Below are 20,175 nucleotides of genomic sequence, written 5' to 3'. Positions count from 1 at the left end.
GGATAAAGGCTGCGTTCATTAGAATAGCAGCCTTTTTTATTTTAAATACTTAAAACCCTTTAAACGCCTGTTATGGCATTTACCTAAGAATCCCAATTGCGGTAGCAATATTCTCAGCGTAAATATTCCTTCAAGAACTAAAGTGCCCAAACCTATACAATTATTTAACATTTAGATAATGAGTGCACGCTTGATAAAACCTTCCTTTGTATAAAAAATTGATATACAACTTTAAAAAAATCTCATGAAAAAAATAACCTACTCTTTCTTAGTCTTTTTGTTAATGTGTGGACTTCACGTTTCATCACAAACATTTGAGCGACAAATCCTATCATCATCTGATGATGCAGAAGAAAAATTTGATGGATCTGATGTACTTACTGACAGTTCAGATCTTGAAATGATGTACGATTCTTTTAACGATCAAGGCATGCAAACAATAGGTCTAAGATTTCAAGACATTGCTATCCCAGTAAATGCCACCATTACAAACGCTTTTATACAATTCACGGCAGATGGAGACAATGACGGAGTATTGACCATCACTATTAAAGGAGAAGACATTGCTAATTCTCCTTCGTTTGTGGACGCTACCAATAACATATCAAATAGAACAACTACAACAGCAAGTGTTGCCTGGGATAACATACCTTCTTGGATAGATGACGCAGATGGAGCAGCACAAAGAACTCCAGACCTATCTTCAATAATCAATGAAGTGATTACCTCAAACGGATGGCTCAGCGGAAACCCAATTACCTTTGTAATGACAGGAACAGGTAATGCAGATGACCGCAGAAAAGCGGAATCGTTTGATGGAGGCGCGTTAATAGCACCTAAATTAACTATTGAATACACCTCTAATTCTAATGCAGACCTAGAGCTAACTGCAATCAATTTACCTACCAATACAACCTATGTAAATGCAGCAGCTAATGTGCAAGCCGAAGTTACAAGCTTTGGAAATGTAGCCGCTACAAACTACACACTTTCATATACTATCGATGGTACTTTAATTGCAACTGAACCAGGAACAGTCCCTCTATCTGTTGGCGAAAGCACCACATTCACGTTTGCACAAACTGCAGATCTTAGCATATTAGGCACCTACGATTTAAGTGTAGAAGTAAACATCAACAATGATGAAAACCTTGTAAATAATGTAGTCACAAAACAAATTTCAGTAATAAATGAAGTGGAACCGCTTTTCTTTAATCAAGAAAGTGCTTGGCGTTACCGTGATGATCCGGCAGATCCTGGAGCAGCATGGAACACCGTAGCTTATAATGATACTAATTGGGCAATTGGCACGGGACAGTTTGGTTTTGGTGATGGAGATGAAGCCACAACACTTAACGAGGGTCTGGTTAGTTACTATTTCAGAAAAAAAGTAACGGTAGCAGATGCAACAACACTAGACGAAGTTTTTATTCACATGGTACACGATGAAGGTGCTATAGTTTTTATCAATGGGGTTGAAGTACTAAGGTCTGAATTAATTCCCTTAGGAGCGATAACGCATAATACGGCAGCGAGACAAAGTATGAATACAACCATTGAAAACGATTTTTTCACTTATAAAGTAGCTGCTAGCTTTTTTGTAACTGGAGAAAACACCATTGCAGTTACCGTAAGAAACAGAAGCGCTGGAAATGAAGATTTTTCGTTTGACAGTTTTATAACACCCACATATACCTACGATAAAGATGGCCCTTATGTATTTTATGATGGGGGTGAAATTATTGTACAAGAAATTACACCCGCAGGGCTAGTAAGTAATACCTATGCATCTGCAGACGGTTTAGAGTTAACCTGCGACCTTCCACATATGGGAACAAGTTTTACTTTTTCGTTAAAGCCTGAAATCACAATAGAACCTTCTGTAGATACAGAGACACCTTCTAAGTTTTTGGCTATTTCAGATTTTGATGGTCACATTGAAGGACTTACTCAGGTATTGAGAGGAGAAGGCATTATGGATGAAGCTTTTAACTGGACCTATGGTGATGGTCATTTAATGATTAGTGGCGATTTATTTGACAGAGGTTTCCATATCCAAGAATCTATGTGGCTGTTATACAAACTTGAAAGTGAAGCTGAATTAGCGGGAGGGAAAATACATTTAATAATAGGAAATCACGAAATATTTAATATGACTGATGACTGGAGATACGTAGAAACAAAATATTTCAACGATGCGCACTTAATGGGAAAAAGAATGTCAGAGCTTTATGATACTGACTCTGAATTAGGGAGATGGTTGCGATCAAAGAACATTATAGAAAGAGTTGGTGACTATGCCTATTTACATGGAGGTATTACTCCTGAGGTGGCCAACTTAAACTTAACATATAATGAAATAAACGATTATGGTAGATTGATAATGAATGGCATAGACTGCCCTAATAGTGACTGTGAAGAAGTGACTAGTGGTGACGGTATTTATTGGTACAGAGGTATGGTTGAGGAAGAATTAACACAGGCTCAAGTTAACAACATATTAGATGGTTTTTCAGTTGAATCTGTGATTTTGGGTCATACCAAAGCCAGCAATATTCGATCGCTTTATGAAGGTAGGGTAATTGCTATAGACATGTTTCATGTCAACAATTTCAGCAATGGCTTTATGAAGGCCTTACAATTTGAACTAGGCTGTTTTTTCTCGTTTCGCACTAGTGCATCTGGGGAGACCTATACTCCACTGGACCCAGATTGCGAACAAATCTTAGGTACTGCATTAGAACTAAATGGTGAAAACCAACTAAAGCTTTACCCAAATCCATCTAGTAATTTCCTAAACATCAAAATGCCAAGCAATATGATTGGTGAATACAACTATACTATTATAAACATGGGAGGAAGTCAAGTTAGCCAAGGATTAATAAACCAAGAACTATCAACTATAGAAATTGGTGCTTATGCTACTGGAAAATATATTCTGATAATTCAAAATTCTGATAGAATCATTAAAGGTTCTTTTATTTTAAAATAAAAACAACCATTCATAGGTAAAGCTCACTATAACAGTAGCTTTACCTAAACCAAGTAGATATATTACCTTTAAAGAAGCACCCACAAAACAATGGCTGTCATCACTTTTGGAAGCTGGGTAAATGGGGGGCGCTTACAAAACCAGAAGAAATATTTATTCTAAAATACGCATTCGTGTGCATAGGGACCCTTTTGTTGCGGGCCTCCTAGGGACTCAGAAATTACAGTATAACCTCTGGGGAGACACCGTAAATGTGGCTAGCAAAATGGAAAACAATAATGAGGCTGGTGAGGTGAATATTTCAGCATCTACTTATGAATTGATTAAAGAGGAAACAGATTATACTTTTACCTCACAAGGGCGAAATAAGCGCATAAGGAAAGGGTAAACCACCTATGCACTTTGTGGAAACGTGAGTATCCTAGTTTCATTTTATAGAATGAATTGTATGCAAATAAAAAAGCCTGTCCAATTGGACAGGCTTTTCATAATTATGCTCTAGGCACTAAATGTTATTCTTCTAAGAAGAGATATAAACATTATAGACTTCCTATAGTCCTAAGCACCTCTTATTATTCGATGACCTCTTGAATTCAATCAAACATTGTAAATGTTCTTGTAAACATACTCATAACAACATAACTACCATTTAAATGGTTTGGACTCAAATCAAAAGTACCAATCGTTGTTTGGCAATCAAGTATTCTTTCTCATAGAACAAAGGCACCTATTTTCTTCTGCTCCTTTTCACAAAAGGTACTCTGTAGTGATGAAGTTCGAGTCTTTGGATGCTACTAGATTTTCAAGTATTTCATTATTATATTCATTGTCTTTAGAAGCAACAAATGTGCGAATTGAAAAACTTCTTAGTGCATCAAAAACACTCAACGTACCTACTGCTGAGTTCTTTCTGCCTGTAAATGGGAAAATATCCGGACTTCGCTGGCAAGCACTGTTAATATTAATCCTACAAACAAGATTTGCAAGAACATCAATAAGTGGACCCAATTGCGCTGTGTTTTTACCAAAAATGCTAACCTGTTGCCCGTATTCTGAGTCGGCTATAGCGTCGAGTGGTTCATCAATATTGCTGAAGGGAATGATAGGTACTACAGGACCAAACTGTTCTTCGTGAAACACTTTCATGTCCTTGGTAACCGGATATAAAACAGCTGGATAGCAATAATTGTGAGTGAGTTCTCCTCCTTTTGTATTTAATACTTTAGCGCCTTTAGAAGTAGCATCTTTAATTAGACTATCTATGTAATCTGGTTTACTTTTTTCTGGCAGTGGAGTAAGAAAAGATTCGTCTTCCCAAGGTAAACCGAAGTTTAGTGAATCTACTGCAGCCGAGAAACGCTTATTAAATTCATCCACTACATCCTTATGTACAAAAAGAACTTTTAACGCGGTGCATCGCTGACCGTTAAATGACAGAGATCCCGAAATACACTCGCGAACGGCAAGATCAATATCTGCATCTGGAAGAATGATGGCTGGATTTTTTGCCTCAAGACCTAAGATTAATCGCAACCGGTTTTTAAATGGATGTTCATCCTGCAACGCTACAGCAGAGGTACTATGCCCTATTAACGCAAGAACATCTATGGACCCTGTCTTCATGATGGGAGCGGCAATTTTACGACCCCGCCCAAAAACTATATTTACGACTCCGGGTGGAAAGCTTTCTTGAAATGCCTTTAATAAGGGTGTAATTAACAACACTCCTATTTTAGCTGGCTTAAAAATTGTGGTATTGCCCATGATTAATGCAGGAATGAGGAGACAAAAAGTTTCATTCAAAGGATAATTGTAGGGGCCTAGACAAAGAACTACCCCAAGTGGGCTTCTTCTAATATGTGCAAAAATTCCACTTTCCTTTTCAAATCTTGCGCTTTTTCTATCAAGTTTTTTATAGGCCTCAATAGTATCTAGAATATAATCGATGGTTCTATCAAATTCCTTGTATGCATCTTGTTTGTTCTTTCCGATCTCCCACATTAGCAATTTAACGACTTCTTCTCTGTGGGGTTTCATCTTTTCAACGAAGGTATTCATGCAAGCAATCCTGTCTTTTACTTTCATGGTAGGCCAAACCCCTTTTCCTCTATCAAAGGCAGTCACAGCAGACTTAATTGCCTCATTAGCAATGCCTGAATCCATATCAGGAACCGAGCCTAGTAAGGTAGGTTCTCCGTTTTCGTAGTAGATATTGGAATATACCTCAGCGGTATCACCAGCCCATTCCTTAAGCACACCGTCAACCAGGTATAGATTTGAGTGAATTGGTTTTTCTAAAGCATACTTTTTAGGTATGTGATTGGATGTTGTGTTCATATTGATTTTTTTTGTTTAAACTAAAGGTAATATTAATAAACAAAAAACCCCGTCTATTTGAACATCTTTCTTAAATGTCTAATTTTTGAAACTACAAAAAAGCAGGATATTTCAAACATTTCAGTAAGAAAAATTCTGAGTATTAAAAGGTAGACACTCCATATCCCTTCAAATACTTGATTTTAACTTTAATCAATTTTGGTTCGATAATTAGGACTTCGTCCAATTCGCCATAATCACTTACCTAATAAAACGTGCGATTCTGTTTGTTATTTACTTTTTCATAAAATCGGAAATAGAGGATAAATTCTTCTGCGACATCTATATATTTTATTGATGTTTCCTGCAAAGAAAAACTTTTGTAGCGTAAAAAAGGTTCTAATCCTTCTTCATCATTGGTTTTATATGTGTTTTCTACATAAACAGATGGTTTTCCTTCACTTCCCATAGAAAGTGGCCAACTGTTGCCTTCACTGTACTTTTCCACCTTATCATTTGAAAATAGTGCGGTTGTGTGAGAGGATATTCCAAAGGGAAATCAGGAGTAGAAAAAAGGCGCAAATTCTTGATTAAGCACTAAACTAAGCATTATTTTTATATGTTGTTGGCATTTCGTTGTTTCAAATATTTACTTGTTTATATCCTCTCTTTCTAGAAGCCAATATTTTCAATATAAATAAATAACTTCAATTTTACTTTCCAATTCGGAAAGTTACTTTATCTTTGTTTCCGATATGGAAAGTAATAACTTATTAATAATTAATTTATACCATGACAGAAAAGAAACAAATTCAATCCAAAGAGGCTCAGGAAGCACTTGATTCAATTAACGAAATGAAATACGCAGGCCTAAAACGAGTCTTACCAACTCCAATATGGCTTGGTGCTATTTTGGGAATACTAATAGGAACTCAAATTGCATTGTTGGGTGCTGAGATTAGAACGTACAATACGATTCTAATCGTATTAATTGTAATTCTGGTAATTGCAATAATTAGCAAAACCCAATCTGCGGGAGTAGCGGAAAGAATCTTATTTTCAAAGCGAACTATAATTATTAGTTTTATATGCATCATCCCGCTTTACTTTTTAGCAATAATTAGCGGACAGTATTTAAATTACCATTTTGAATATAATTGGGCTCCCTTTGTTATAGGGTCCTTTTTTACAATTGGCATTTGGAGTTTGATGATTGGTGAGTACCGAGCATACAATAAAAGACTTAATACAAGTAGGAGCTAATGGCGGATTCAAAATTTGACCCAATAATACATGCACCTAACCGTCTCCAGATTTGTGCATTGCTTTCACCACTTGACCAAGTTGAATTTCGGGTGATTCGAGAAGAGTTGGATGTTAGTGATTCAGTATTGTCCAAACACATTAAGCAGCTGGAGGATGTAGGTTACATCAAACAGAAGAAAAATAAGGTAAATGGGAGAGCGCGCAGGTGGTTTCATTTAACTGCTAAAGGTAGAAGTGCATTTGACTTGCATGTAGAAGAATTGAAGCGTATTGTAAGTGACTTGTAGCTGTAATGAATGCCAACGTCTCGGCTATGGTTAGTACGGGAATTAAAAGTAATTAATTTCCGATTAAGCACTTAGCCAAAACTTTTTATTTTGTTTTATCTTTTTTGTTCTAAAGCCAAATCAAAAGATTTGGCGGACTTGATAAATACACCTATACTCTGTGTTAAGCACCAAAACCCGTATTAATTATAGCCATTGTTGCCAACAGTACTTATTTCCACTTTTCTATTAATTCTATCAAACCTTTTTTAATTCCTCTATAAAATTCTCCGTTTTTAAATTCAGGTATTATTTTTTCTTCAATTACTTTTTTACAAATTTCGTCAGTCAAAATCAATTCGGTTCCAGTTCCTGTTGCAATTCCGATTTGTCTGCAAGGATTACACACAACAATTGTCAATCCGTTATTTTTTTCGGCAGTTCCAACTCCCCAAGTTTGTCCTAAATCCGTTGCGTATTTTTGGATGTCGTTATAAGGTTTTATGCTGTCAATTGTAACCACCACAATTTGTCTTGTCGTTTCAATATCGTAATCATAAAGAATTTTTGATAATTCAGTTCGTTCTGATTCCGTAAAAATTTGTCCGTAATCATTTATAATTCCAATTGGTTTTGGAAAAGAGTTTTTTTCCATTCCCGAAAAATCAAATTCCGGTGTTGGTTTTTTAGTTTCTGTTTCTTGGGCAATTCCTTTGCAGGAAAGAAAATTCAAAGTCAAGAAAAGGATTAATATTTTAGCTCCGATTTTCATTTTTCGTATTGTTGGCAACGGTTTGGCTATGCTTAGTGCGTAAATTAGACATAAAATAACTTAAAAACAATAACAATGAGTGAAGCAGAAAAGGAATTAGAGATATTTAAAAAAGCATTAAGTATAAGTGGTGTTAGCGTTAGTGCGTTGACTGATATACTTAAAAGCGATTCGGTTTATGCACTTGCCAGATACGGATTCAAGAACCAAGAAAAGACAGGAATAGATAACCACGAAGATGGTGGTTTTTACGAACTTTATAAAATATGCGTAAAGTTAAGAGAGCATTAACGCTAACGTTTAGTATATGGCAAGTAGGGCAGAAGAAAGCAATAAACTTTCAAGTTTGTACTGAGCCAAAGCGTTGTATTTTGTTTTTATCTTATTCATCTTAAAAGCCAAATCAACGATTTGGCGGTGTTGGTAAATAGCACCGAACTTTCGTAAACCACCGAACGCCCTATTTGCTATATACCGTGTTAGCTTTTCGTTTTTATTTACAGTATTTGTCAATCATTTCTTGAGCATCTTGGTCTCCTAATTTTTGTGCTTCATTTAAATCAGTACAACCTTCTTTATTCATTCCATAAGAGATATAAATGATACCTCTCCAATAGAGACTCGCAGACCTTTCAAAGTTTTTTTCAAGGCAAAAGTTGAAGTCTTCAAAAGCAAGGTTCAAACTATCAATATTGTATCTAGCTATTCCTCTTTCAAATCGAATCTCTTCCATTGCGACATCAAATTCAAATCCTGTATCTACAAATGAATTTTCAACTTTGTCCATATAAAGCATTTCTCCTCCCTTGGTTTTAATTGCTTTTTCAAAGTCCTCAATTGCTCCTTGATAGTCCTCTAATCTTTTTTTGTTTTTTCCTCTATTTAGAAATGCAAGGGCATTGTGTGAGTCTAGTTCTAGACTTTTTGTGTAGTCCTTTATTGAGCCTTCGTAATCTTCTAAAATGGATTTATCTACACCTCTGTTAATTAGAGCGTATATGTTGCTTGGGTCTTTCTCAATGGCTTTGTCCAATAGTTGAATGGCTTCTGCATATTTTCCTTGTTGCTCTAGTTTCTCCGCTTCTGCATTATAGTCCGCTGACGATTTGAAATCACAAGAAGTGAAAGTCAAGCTGATTAATATAATTAGTATCTGTTTCATTTAATGAAAGCTAACACATAAATAAACACACCTTTACTTTATTTTACGTTGTTGTATATGGTTAGTCGCGTGTTTTAAGCAACTAATTTAGTAAATAATTACTGACCAAGAAAGTCCGCGAGGGCTTTCGTAAGTAGGCTAGAACTAGCAATAAATTATATACGGTGTTCTACACCGTTTTCTATTTTCGCTCCTTTTGTTCGGTTACACCTCCAACACAAAGTTTGAAGATTTTTTTTCGTTGTTAGACCACCTCTTGAAACCGGAATAATGTGGTCAATTTCTAATAATAAATTTTTCTCATCTTCGATACTTAAATTACAATTGCAACAAGTATAATTATCTCTTTCTTTAATTTTTTCTCTTAATTTTGAAGTCATTAATGCTCTTTGTCCAGCAATACTTTTTCTCCATTTTATCACATCGTTTAAATAGTTTATTAATTTGTTTAAATTCTCGATATCTAACTTTATATCACATTTAGAAGAACTATTTCCACCTGATGATACATATTGAAAAGTAAAAATAGGGATATACGAATCGCTAAAATCTACAACTTCAAATCCTAATTTTCTGATAAGACGATCTTCACTAAAAAATGAAATTATCGAAGGAATAGATTTGGAAATGCTTTTTAATATTGTATCTCTTTCCTTTTGTAATAATAATTTCCCTTGTTCTACAGATGTAAAATCATTTAATACTCTTTCAAAATTTGATAATGCTTCTTCATTTTTTTCAACATCGAAGTATTTGCAGAAATATTTAATAGGCTGATTATTAGCGTTCTTGCAAACGGACGCAGAGCAATGATGTATTTGATTATTTTTTATACTTTTATTCCATTGTTGTCTTTTAAAGTTATAATTACTTGTATCGACCATACGGCTTTGCCCAAAATCATAAGATGTTATATTTACATAAGAACATTTTAATTCTTGAATGTAATGATTCAAATTGTTACAATTCGTTATGTGTTCGTTGATACTTTCTTTTATTTTTTTAAACCGTTTACTTTTAAAGTATAATAAGACGAAAATTTGATAAGTTAAATATATTCCTATACCAACTGAAATAAATATTAGTATTGGTTTTCTATTATAAACTATCGTATCAACTATTGCAGAAAGTACCTTTCCAATAATTGTAACTATATATATGATGATTGCCGCAATTACTCCAAAAATCATAAGGGTTGCTTCACCTTTTTTACTCATATATTTCTTCTTCTAAATTTAGAATTTCGCATAATTAAACTATAATTTTCAATAATATGTAAGATTCTCTTTTTTTATGGTGTAGAACGGTTTGTATATGGCTCGTAGCGTGTAAATTATCAATTACTTTTCGGTTACGCACGAGCCGAATTTTTTAATTTTCTTATTACCTTTTTTCTCAATAAGCCAAATTAAAAAATTTGGCGGACTTGCAAATATGCCTTAACTTCGATTTTGCAACTAATTAGCTATGAGCTATATAAGTTGTTAGGTTGCGTTTTTATTTTTCGTAGGTTTTTCCATCTGTCGACCATAGATATAATGTCTCGGAATAACCAAATCTAAATATTTCGTTTTCTTTTATCGGTTCTGCCAATTTACCAATCAAAATTCCACGTCCTAATAAACTAACTCCTGCGCCTGACTTATCTAAAATTCCATCAGCCGATGCGATAAAAGGTAGATTAAGTCCAGTTCTGAAATATACGATAGAAGTTCCTTCTGGAATTGCGCCCATTGGATGTATGATAAAAATTCCACAAAAGAACCTGAATAGAAGCCCTAAAATAATAATCGGTACAAATATTTTTAAAAATGTTTTCATATTTAATTAGTAGATTTTCCCTCCTAAAGCATCAAAAGCATCCAACACATTTCTTAATGCTGCTTTTTGAGTTGAATTAATTGTTTTGTCTTTTCTATATTGTTTTCCATTAAATCTGATTTTTACATCTTTTCCATTTGCCACTGCTCTCATTATTTGTAGTTCATCTTCACTAACTGCTCTGTCTAACCATTCCCAAACTCCACCAGAACCATTGTCGGTTTCAATTTCGCCATATTTTTCTTCTTCGATTGTGTAGGTAATACCATCAACTTTAATTATGTAACTTTCAATAAAAAGCCAATCATCAGCTGCATATTGAATTCTTAATCTTAAAAAAGGAATACCTGTATTTGATTTACCGAAATAACCGAAAAATCCGTTATAGTTGTTGTATTGAGGTGAAGTTTTATCACGATACCAAGTTATTTCATTAATATCGTCATATTTTGTTCTCATATTTTTTGTAGCATCGGAAAGTCGTTTTTCTTCTTTCTTTTTTCTTTCGATTTCTTCTTTTTGTTTTTGTTGAGATAATTTTTCTATTTCGATGTTGAGTTGGGTCAAAAGTTCTTTTCCTTTCGCTGCTTCTTCTGAAGCTGGAAATTTTTGAATAAGAGTATTTAATTCGTTTTGACTTGCGTTAAAGTCTTTTTGTTCAAAGTGAAGATTTGCCTTTGCGAAAAGTTTGTCAGCTCCGTTTTTACATTCGTCAATTTCCTTTTTTAGCGTTTCGATTTCTGCGTTTAATTTGTCAACTTCAGTTTGTGGTATTCCGCAACTAATAAGAACTGTAGTTAATAAAATTAAAATTCGTTTAGTAATTTTGTTCATATTCTCGATTTTTTTTCAAATGCAACCTAACATGTATATAAACACCATATGACGTTTATTTCTATTATATCATCACAAATCTAAAAGGTTTATGATGTTTTTATTAAAATTATTTCGTGCCACATGCGTGCCTGCAGCTTTGTAATGTTTAAAAATACTCTTTATGCTATTTGTTTTATTACGGTTTCCCGTATTCACGCTAATTATTTTTTACAGGCGATGGTAAAAAAACCAATTTATGCACTAAGCACTCCCCCAGCCTGTCTAAAACGCTCTTTAGTTTACCGCTTAAGGTATTGGTAGTGTTCTAGCTTTTGGTTTGTGTTTCTTGTATGCTGGATCATAAAAGGGCTTCTATATTCTTAAATATAGAAGCATTAGAGTTTAATATCAATAGGTATAAATACCTGATTTTGATTTGCTTTTATTTAAATTTTACAGCAGTTGGTTTGTAGGGCATAGTACCCATTGCACTTTAGATCTACTCATTTTGATAATTATAATTCTAAATGTTTACTTATAATTTGAAATGAAGGTGGTTTTTCTTGTTTTATAGGGGTCAAAACACACTACGTTGATGTGTATGGTTAGTTGCGTGTTTTAAGCACCTAATTTAGCAAATAGAAACCCAATAGAAAATCTGCGGGGATTTTCGTAAGTAGGCGAGGACTAGCAATAAATTATATACTGTGTTATCAGCTTTTTGACTTATTTAGTTCCATATTACCGAGTTGCTTATTTAAGAATATAAATACTCTATTCCACGAATCTATGGAGGCTAATGCGTTTCCTTGAAAATTTCCGCCTGATTTCCAAGTGCTGATATTGGAAAAATCTATTTGTGGGATAAATGGTAGGTCATCGAATTGGTGTCCTGCATTTTCATACGAATAATGCTTGATTTCATATTTGAATTTATACTTCTCTGCTCTAACTTTAATTCGATTACTCATCATCGTCGATGGCCATTGAAGGTCGTCTTCCCCAGAAATTAATAAGATAGGACATTTTATATTTTCGATTTTAATGGAGCTCTTTTCGATTCTTTTAGTTTTTTCAAATGCACTTAACATATAAGGAAGTTGAACTTGAGCTTTGCCCCCCATACTTTTTAAAAATCTAATGGCTTCAGTAATGCTTCCTCTAGCCTTAGGAACACCTTTCCCATTATAACTCCAAGATGATTTTATATAGCGTTTAGAGCTCCAAGTAACACTCGAGCCAACTACGGAAACAACAGCGTTCACGTCATTGTATTTTGATGCATATAACAAGGCATATTCTGCGCCTTTAGATCTGCCCATAAGAGTAATTTTTGATGCATCAACGGTGGATTGATTTTTTAACCAATTGATTGCAGTATGAAGATATTCTAAAGGAACATTTTCCAACTGTTCTGGTAGATTTTTTGCACCAAAATATTTTAAATCTAATACATTATAACCTTTAGAAGCTAAATACCCTGCTTTACGATGTTGAAAATTACCGCCAGACCCTGCTAACAGAACAACTGTTGGTCTTTGATTGTTTGTTTCGTGCAGGTAAAAATTAGCAACCATTTTATTCCGAATCTCTTTTTTCGTAATGTTATGATTTTCAATATTTTCATAGCTTTTTCTGAGAATTGTACGCGTTAACCTGTCGCCATCACCCGTGTCAAAACTAATTGTAAAATTCAAGTCGGTATCAAAATGGAATGAACTTAATTTTTCCGGTTTTAGAGACCAAAAAAGACCCATTGTATGCTTTCCTTCATAGGAGCCTCCAGCTATAGGTGCTTGATTTTCAGGATTTATTTCGCCATATTCATTTGCTTGAAAACAAGCAACGGATTCCCATCTTATATCTTTAGAATCTATTACGGATAGTTTCAAAGACCCAATTTGAAAGGGTTGCAATCCTGTGATATGTATCGCTACTTTATCGTCAGCGTATGAAATATCAGGTGTTACTTGTAACGTTCCTTTTTTGGCTGTTTTAATTTCTAAAGTATTACAGGGTTTTGTGTCGGAATTAAGAAGTTGACTATTCACTCTGGAAGAAGGATAAGATGAAATACAGCTATAAAATAGACCTGATGGAATGAGAATTAACAATACGGTCAAAGAAATGATTTTAAATACTTTTTTTAAAATAGTTACTATTTTCATTGGTTGAAATATTTATTAAGTTTTTTTATTTGCTGACGGTCTATTATATGAAAAGTAGGCGATTTCGAAGCACTAAACTTTCAGTTAAGCACAAGCCAGATTTTTAAATTTTACTATTTATCTTTTTATTGGAAATCGTCAAATTAAAAAATTTGGCGACTTTCCAAATATGCATTAACTTCGATTAATCAAATAACTAGCTATGAGCTATATACGTTGTTGTAAGTAGTGCTTTTTGCGTTCTGTTATACCGTTTGTAATAAATTTATTCCGCTCAATTCTTGTCCAATTTGGTGTATTCCGCTTAAAATTTTCTCGGTCTGTTTTGCTGATGGTTTTTTAGTTCCAGAAACGTATTGAGAAAGTAGGGTAGCATTCATTCCAATTTTCTCGGCAAGAAATTTTGCGTTTAAAACCTTATAAAATTTAAAGAACTGTTTAAAGTCGATTTCAAATCCGATGTCAGTCGGTCCAACTTTTATTTTTTCGTCCTCAAAATGTAATTCGGTCGCCTCGTAAGTATTGTTAATCAGTTCGGGAATTGATTGTCCAGTCGTAAAGATTGGATAATCCGCTGAAAAAGCAGAAAATCCCGTATTCGTTTTCTCAACAGTCATTGTTATTTTTTTCTTCTTTGCCATATTCCTATTTTTTAATTCCAGCGTCTTTTAGAATTTTCTTTTCCAATCCTTTACCCATTTATTGACTTCCGTGGTTCGGAAAAATAATCGTTCCATTTTTCGTCTCGTGTCGCATTTTTACGTGCGAACCTTTTTGCGATACTGCATACCAACCGTCTTTCGTTAATATTCGATAAAGTTGGGAACATTTCATTCAGTTTCGCATTGATTTAGATTTCAAAGGTAAACTATTATTTACTTTTTACAAAACAAATTTTGATGAGAAGACGGATTTTGAGCATTACTTACAACGGCTCCGTATATGAAAAGTAGCGCTGAAAATAAGCTGTTACTTTTCGGATGAAACACAAGCCGAATTTTTAAATTTTACTATTTTTTTTATTGGAAATCGTCAAATTTAAAAATTTGGCGACTTTCCAAAAATGCCCAAACCTTAGTGTTAGCAAAGACTTGCGCTATTTTTTATATACATTGTTGCCACACGTATTTCCGCGTTATCTATTCAGTTCTATAATTAAAATCAAAAGTCCGAAAATTGTGAAAATTGGCACTAAAGCTTGCACAAAACTAAAAATAAAATCAGCACCCGTTATTCTTCTTTTCGCGTCATATTTAGTTGTAAATCCTCCAATGGGTCCTCCTCCAATCATACTTGAGGCAGAAGTAATTATTGGTTTGGTTCCTTTCCATTTTATAAACAAATTCAGAAACAACTTAAAGTATGCGACGTAAATAATTCCGATTGACATTACAAGCAAAGTCATTCCACGTTCAATATAGAAAAAATCAGATAATTCTAAAATTACTCCAATCAAAAAACATAATCCGCTTGCATATAGTGCTTTTGAGTACATTTTTGGGTTCATTAAATCATCCTGAAAGGAGAAAATTATCCCACCAATCAAAAATGAAATTCCGAAACATATATATTTAATTATTTCAATATTATTCAATCCAGCGTGATTTTTTTATATGTGTGGCAACATGTATATAAACACCATATGACGTTTATTTCTATTAAATCATCACAAATCTAAAAGGTTTATGATGATTTTATTAAAATTATTTCTTACCGCGTGTGTACCCGCAGCTTTGTAATGTTTAAAAATACTCTTTATGCTATTTGTTTTATTACGGTTTCCCGTATTCACGCTAATTATTTTTTACAGGCGATGGTAAAAAAACCAATTTATGCACTAAGTACTCCCCCAGCCTATCTAAAATGCTCTTTAGTGTACCGCTGAGGGTATTGGTAGTGTCCCATCTTTTGGTTTGTGTTTCTTGTATGCTGGATCATAAAAGGGCTTCTATATTCGTAAATATAGAAGCATCGGAGTTTAATGTCAATAGGTATAAATACCTGATTTTGGTTTGCTTTTATTTAAATTTTACAGCAGTTGGTTTGTAGGGGTAAAAACAGACAACAAAGGGTGCAGAGATCTTTATGAGCGTATTGTCGCCAAAGGAAAAAACCAGCATTCATTGCGGTTTGTAATAAGCTATTAAAACAAGCTTTTGCAATTGCAAAATCAGGATTAATAGATGAGGATACTTACAGAAGTACTTTAGTGAAAAATTAATGAATTTTTACTTTTTTTTTACCACAGAACTTTGTTGTGCTTTCGTTATTTATTCTTTTTTTGTCTATTCAATTTCTAAAATCCATTTATACTTGAAAGATAATTATTTATTGTTTCGAGATTGTTTTTAGCCATTGTACGAGCAGTATTCAAAACATAGAGTTCTACAGACCAATTATTTTTAATGGTTCTTAAAATACCGATGAACTCTATATCGTTAATAATGTCGTTTAAATTTGATAAATCTTCGAGCCTTTTCAATTCATTCACTTCCAATGGAAATCCATATTTCACAAGGTAGTTGCGAAAAGCATTTAAGCTGTATAATGTATTGATTTCAAGAGATATACTATTTCTTTCGATTGAAAAACCAGAATAATAAATAGTGATATCATTGGTTAAACGATCAGGCAATAATTCTGTTCTGGGGTGTTTGTTAAATTTGTTATATCCAAAACTTACAGGAATAAAATAGGTATATCGATAAACAGCAGAAATACGATGCAATAAGGAATCAACAGGCATGTTGTTACCATTGCCAAGTAAATAATCGACGTTATTTACAAATCCCTCGCCATTTTCAATTTGTTGATCTAACCAAAAAATATCTTGTTCGAGATCATTGCTTACTTCTTTTAAAATCTGTTCTAGTTCATTTTTAGAGGTTATATCCTGATTCCAATTATTAATTTGCAACGCAATTAAAATTCCGATAACTACCAATACAATTTCTCCAATGGCATATTTAAAATATTTTCCAGTTTTGTTTTCCGTAAGAAGATTTTGTCGAATTTTTCTAAAGAATTTTATCATTGGTTATCAAAAATTACTTGCCGCTTTTTAGATTTAATAAAATTTAGGTTTCTCATTTGGGTTGTACTCAACTCCCATTAAATTCCCATATCGGTGATAGTTGTGAGAATAACTTTGTTCAATTAAATAATTTAGCAATTCAATACGGCCACTATTCCTAGGCTCGTAGTTGTAAACGTGAATCGCACTTTGATGACATCTAATTAAAAAGTGATCCGACAAAACACCCAAAGCTCTAACACAAGTAAAGTCTTTAGGATAATGCTTTAATGCATTACCACAAGTATCTTTAATTAACGGAATATTTAAGAATTCAGCGATATATTCTACCTTGTCAATATGTTTTTGAGGTGTATGTACATCATATAAAAGTAAAATTTCTTTGTAGGTATTGTAGCTACTAACGTTAGATTGACCACGTCGATTTACATAATCTATTTTTTTACTAAACAATTCATCATACCATTTTTGATAGTCTTCTTTCCAATCCGTTGTTTTTGATTTAATGTTGGTAAATTGAAGTACATAATTAATTCCACCAGCCTTCATTCCAAAACCAAAACAGGAAGCTTTAATTCCTCCAAAAGGTTGTCTTTGTACAATAGCTCCTGTAGTAGATCTGTTTACGTATTTATTACCTGCTTCTATATGTGTGTTCCAATACTCAATTTCGTTATCGTCTAAAGACTCTAAACCAGCGGTTAGTCCATAAGCAACATTGTTCGCAATACTAACAGCATCTTTTAAGTCTTTGGCTTTTACAACAGATAAAATAGGTCCAAATAATTCATTTTGATACGGGTAATCGGCTGTAGTTACATCCCAAATAATTCCAGGCGTTAACATGTGATTACCATTTAACTTGGGTTTCACCAACCATTGATGGTCTGGAGTGTTCTGAATGACATGTTTCAGTTTTTCTGACAGCTGTACAGCTAAAGGACCAATCTCTGTGGAGTAATCCCAAGGGTTTCCAAAAACTTTACTTTTTGTAGCATCTTTTAATAAGGCTTTAAACTCGTTGTTGTTGAAAACATCTTCAGTTAATATTAACAAAGAAGTAGCAGAACATTTTTGACCTGCATTACCAAAAGAAGATTGTACAATATTTAAGGCAGCCTGTTCTTTGTCTGCCAAACTTGTAACAATGGTGCCATTTTTTCCTCCTGTTTCTGCATATAAATTCAATTGAGGATTTCTTTCTAATAAGAAAAGAGCCGTTTCTGTACCTCCTGTTAAAATGACCGCATCAAAAACATTACCCGAACTTAAAAAATCATCAAGAATAGCTTCTTCACAAGGTAAAAAGTACAAGGCATCTTTAGGGATTCCTGCTTCCCATAAACATTTGCAGGTTAAATAGGCACAAGCAGATGCATTGGTGGATGGTTTTAAAATCACTTTTTTTCCTGCGGCTAAAGACGCTAAAACGCCACCAATAGGAATGGCAATAGGAAAGTTCCAAGGAGACAATACCAAATTAACACCTTTGTCATCACTCGTAAATTCTTTAGCTATATCTAAAATGCTTTCTGCATAGAAATTAGCAAAATCAATCGCTTCAGAAACTTCAACATCTACTTCTTTTACTGTTTTACCAAGTTCTGCAACAGCAATTCCAATTAAATTAGCCCTACTTCTTTCAATTTCTACAGCGGCTCTTTTTAGCAGATGTGCTCTTTTTTTTACATCAAAATTTTGCCACTCAGTTGTGCTATCCACTGCTTTTTGATAATCTTCTTTAAGAGCCATTTCATAATCCCAAGGAGGCGTACCAGACCAATTATTTACTTTTATGGTGTATCTTTCATTATTATCTAATTCTCCAACAACAGGAATGGTCGTTCCTATAATATTTTCAGGAGTTTCCCAATCCGTTTTAATTTTCTGGGCCCAGGCAATGTTTTGCGGCAAGTTCCAATCCGTATTCGGTACGTTGTGGAATCCTTCCATAATTTCAGGGACTTCATTGTTTCTATCCTGTTTTCTATTAGGAGATGTATCTAAGTCTTTCATTAAAGAAATAGATTTTAAAAATTCGTCTTTTAAAATATCCCATTTTTCAGAACCTACTTGTAAATCGTAGCCTTCTTTTAAAAAGTTTCCTGCTTGCGTACCTTCATCCAATCTTCTAACTAAATAAGCAATGGCAGCATTGTATTGATTTTCTTTTACAGTTGGCGTGTATAATAATAAGTTAACTTTTTCTGCCAATAAATTATTTACGGTTTGGTTGGCCATACCTTCTAACATTTCAAAATCAACACAGTCTTCTAGTTGATTTTCTTTAACCAATTGCAGTGCAAAAGAAATATCGAAAATATTATGAGAAGCCACTCCAACATTGACGACTCTTGCAGATTGTGATGTAAGCATTTCCGTTAATATTTTCTTGTAATTGGCATCCGTTTGTGGTTTAGAGTTGTAGGTTGCTAATGGCCAATCTTCAATAGAAGCTTCTGTCATCTCCATTTCCATATTGGCACCTTTAACCAATCTTACTTTTATGGAAGAACCTCCGTTGTTCACTCTTTTATTTGCCCAAGCATATAATTTACGGTAATAGTGAATCATTTCAGGAATATAAGCTTGTAAAACAATTCCTGCTTTAACGTTTTTGTATGCTGGCAAGGATAAGGTTTTAATAAACACATCAAATGTAATTTCTAAATCCTCATATTCCTCCATATCTAGGTTTACAAATTTCTGAACCCCTGTTTCTTTTTCAATCTTTAAGATTTCATCATAAAACATGGCTAATCTGGTAGATAGTTTATCAACGGTGTCTTCGTGTGCTAATGATGAAATTTGAGAAAAGATGGTAGAAATTTTAATAGAAATGTAATTCACATCTTTTCTATTTAATAGCGTCAAATAACCCAAAATTCTTTTTTGTGCTTCATCTTCACCAATCAATGCTTCACCAATAAGATTTATGTTTAAAGTAATATTTTGTTCTTTTCTTGATTGAGCGTGTTTTTTAAATTTTTTGCTATTGATAAAAAACACAACATCGCTTGAAGTAGCTTGAATTTTTTTTAGCATAATAGGCACACTAAAAGAAGGTGCTATTCTGCCAACTACGGTAAAAGTCTTTAATAGTAGGTTCTCTATAGGAGTAAATAAAGGCTCATAATTCTTATGTGTTGTTAGCAAATGAATTACATGGTCAGCAATTTTTTTGTAATTTTTTGACCGGAAGGTAACATCCATCATTTTCATTAAAAAATGTTTGGATTCAGGAACCTCAATAATAATTTTAAGCCGATCTGCAAAAGGGTTTTTTGCGGTAGTTGTTTGGTTGCTTTGTAATTTCTCTGCGAGTTTTAATGCGGTTTCTTTTGTTTTATCCATACATTATCAAGTTAGCTAAAATTGTTAACAAAGCCAAATAAGATAGTAGTAGTTTAAGCCCTAATTGAAGGTTTAATTCCCCGAGCCTTGCCTCAAAATCAAAATATGTTTTCGGAAGCATACCTCGTGCGCTTGCCACGAGGTTGTTGATTTAAAGATTTATTTTTTGACACGGCTTAAACTTACACGTTCTATCCCTAAATGAGTC

General features: G+C 33.7%; 18 protein-coding genes and 1 pseudogene. 6 read left to right on the top strand and 13 right to left on the bottom strand.

What is annotated here, in order from left to right:
* Positions 1 to 244: 244 nt before the first annotated feature.
* On the top strand, positions 245 to 2,992 hold the full coding sequence (locus ABXT67_RS08320) for a metallophosphoesterase (protein WP_415376813.1): 2,748 nt from the start codon (positions 245 to 247) through the stop codon (positions 2,990 to 2,992).
* 121 nt (positions 2,993 to 3,113) lie between these two features.
* A complete protein-coding gene (locus tag ABXT67_RS08315; protein ID WP_415376812.1) occupies positions 3,114 to 3,380 on the top strand; it encodes an adenylate/guanylate cyclase domain-containing protein in 267 nt (88 codons plus the stop codon).
* A gap of 359 nt (positions 3,381 to 3,739) precedes the next feature.
* Here ABXT67_RS08315 and ABXT67_RS08310 read toward each other — a convergent pair whose 3' ends face one another.
* Both ABXT67_RS08310 and ABXT67_RS08305 read right to left on the bottom strand, forming a co-directional pair.
* Positions 3,740 to 5,329 (bottom strand): NADP-dependent glyceraldehyde-3-phosphate dehydrogenase, encoded by a 1,590-nt coding sequence (locus tag ABXT67_RS08310; RefSeq protein ID WP_415376811.1) that lies wholly within the window; start codon positions 5,327 to 5,329, stop codon positions 3,740 to 3,742.
* 244 nt (positions 5,330 to 5,573) lie between these two features.
* The gene (locus ABXT67_RS08305; protein ID WP_415376809.1) at positions 5,574 to 5,816 is read right to left on the bottom strand and encodes a hypothetical protein; all 243 of its coding nucleotides are present in this window, start codon (positions 5,814 to 5,816) and stop codon (positions 5,574 to 5,576) included.
* 284 nt (positions 5,817 to 6,100) lie between these two features.
* On the opposite strand from ABXT67_RS08305, the gene ABXT67_RS08300 reads away from it, so the two are divergent.
* A complete protein-coding gene (locus tag ABXT67_RS08300; RefSeq protein WP_415376807.1) occupies positions 6,101 to 6,571 on the top strand; it encodes a hypothetical protein in 471 nt (156 codons plus the stop codon).
* Entirely contained in the window at positions 6,571 to 6,861 is a 291-nt protein-coding gene (locus ABXT67_RS08295) for a transcriptional regulator (RefSeq protein ID WP_415376805.1), read from the top strand. Before ABXT67_RS08300 ends, ABXT67_RS08295 begins: the two co-directional genes overlap by 1 nt.
* Positions 6,862 to 7,072: 211 nt before the next feature.
* On the opposite strand, the gene ABXT67_RS08290 is transcribed toward ABXT67_RS08295, so the two are convergent.
* Positions 7,073 to 7,612: a TPM domain-containing protein gene (locus ABXT67_RS08290; protein ID WP_415376804.1), complete on the bottom strand. Its 540-nt coding sequence runs from the start codon at positions 7,610 to 7,612 to the stop codon at positions 7,073 to 7,075.
* 75 nt (positions 7,613 to 7,687) lie between these two features.
* On the opposite strand from ABXT67_RS08290, the gene ABXT67_RS08285 reads away from it, so the two are divergent.
* Positions 7,688 to 7,903 (top strand): hypothetical protein, encoded by a 216-nt coding sequence (locus ABXT67_RS08285; protein ID WP_415376803.1) that lies wholly within the window; start codon positions 7,688 to 7,690, stop codon positions 7,901 to 7,903.
* Between the two features lie 202 nt (positions 7,904 to 8,105).
* On the opposite strand, the gene ABXT67_RS08280 is transcribed toward ABXT67_RS08285, so the two are convergent.
* The 8 genes from ABXT67_RS08280 to ABXT67_RS08245 form a co-directional block, all read right to left on the bottom strand.
* Complete coding sequence (locus tag ABXT67_RS08280) at positions 8,106 to 8,774, bottom strand: tetratricopeptide repeat protein (protein ID WP_415376802.1); 669 nt, start codon at positions 8,772 to 8,774, stop codon at positions 8,106 to 8,108.
* A 155-nt stretch (positions 8,775 to 8,929) separates the two neighbouring features.
* Complete coding sequence (locus ABXT67_RS08275) at positions 8,930 to 9,991, bottom strand: HNH endonuclease (protein ID WP_415376801.1); 1,062 nt, start codon at positions 9,989 to 9,991, stop codon at positions 8,930 to 8,932.
* A gap of 280 nt (positions 9,992 to 10,271) precedes the next feature.
* On the bottom strand, positions 10,272 to 10,595 hold the full coding sequence (locus ABXT67_RS08270; RefSeq protein WP_415376800.1) for a hypothetical protein: 324 nt from the start codon (positions 10,593 to 10,595) through the stop codon (positions 10,272 to 10,274).
* A gap of 6 nt (positions 10,596 to 10,601) precedes the next feature.
* Positions 10,602 to 11,429, bottom strand: coding sequence for a hypothetical protein (locus ABXT67_RS08265; RefSeq protein WP_415376799.1), 828 nt, complete (start codon positions 11,427 to 11,429; stop codon positions 10,602 to 10,604).
* A gap of 695 nt (positions 11,430 to 12,124) precedes the next feature.
* Positions 12,125 to 13,579, bottom strand: a complete 1,455-nt coding sequence (locus tag ABXT67_RS08260) for an acyl-CoA thioester hydrolase/BAAT C-terminal domain-containing protein (protein WP_415376798.1) — start codon at positions 13,577 to 13,579, stop codon at positions 12,125 to 12,127.
* A 245-nt stretch (positions 13,580 to 13,824) separates the two neighbouring features.
* Complete coding sequence (locus ABXT67_RS08255) at positions 13,825 to 14,220, bottom strand: helix-turn-helix domain-containing protein (protein ID WP_415376797.1); 396 nt, start codon at positions 14,218 to 14,220, stop codon at positions 13,825 to 13,827.
* A 58-nt stretch (positions 14,221 to 14,278) separates the two neighbouring features.
* On the bottom strand, positions 14,279 to 14,413 hold the full coding sequence (locus ABXT67_RS08250; protein ID WP_415376796.1) for a type II toxin-antitoxin system HicA family toxin: 135 nt from the start codon (positions 14,411 to 14,413) through the stop codon (positions 14,279 to 14,281).
* Between the two features lie 301 nt (positions 14,414 to 14,714).
* Entirely contained in the window at positions 14,715 to 15,173 is a 459-nt protein-coding gene (locus tag ABXT67_RS08245; protein WP_415376795.1) for a hypothetical protein, read from the bottom strand.
* A gap of 469 nt (positions 15,174 to 15,642) precedes the next feature.
* Here ABXT67_RS08245 and ABXT67_RS08240 point away from each other — a divergent pair.
* Positions 15,643 to 15,800, top strand: a pseudogene (locus tag ABXT67_RS08240) (IS110 family transposase); the annotation flags it as partial.
* A gap of 75 nt (positions 15,801 to 15,875) precedes the next feature.
* Here the strand turns inward: ABXT67_RS08240 and ABXT67_RS08235 are convergent.
* Together ABXT67_RS08235 and ABXT67_RS08230 are read right to left on the bottom strand one after the other, a co-directional pair.
* Positions 15,876 to 16,613 (bottom strand): DUF6090 family protein, encoded by a 738-nt coding sequence (locus ABXT67_RS08235; protein ID WP_415376794.1) that lies wholly within the window; start codon positions 16,611 to 16,613, stop codon positions 15,876 to 15,878.
* 33 nt (positions 16,614 to 16,646) lie between these two features.
* Complete coding sequence (locus tag ABXT67_RS08230) at positions 16,647 to 19,967, bottom strand: proline dehydrogenase family protein (protein WP_415376793.1); 3,321 nt, start codon at positions 19,965 to 19,967, stop codon at positions 16,647 to 16,649.
* Between the last annotated feature and the right edge of the window lie 208 nt (positions 19,968 to 20,175).

It is taken from the genome of Patiriisocius sp. Uisw_017 (genome assembly GCF_047731265.1).
Lineage (GTDB): Bacteria > Bacteroidota > Bacteroidia > Flavobacteriales > Flavobacteriaceae > Patiriisocius.
The sequence above is the reverse complement of the archived record's forward strand: the minus strand, read 5'-3'. Positions and strand labels throughout refer to the sequence as shown.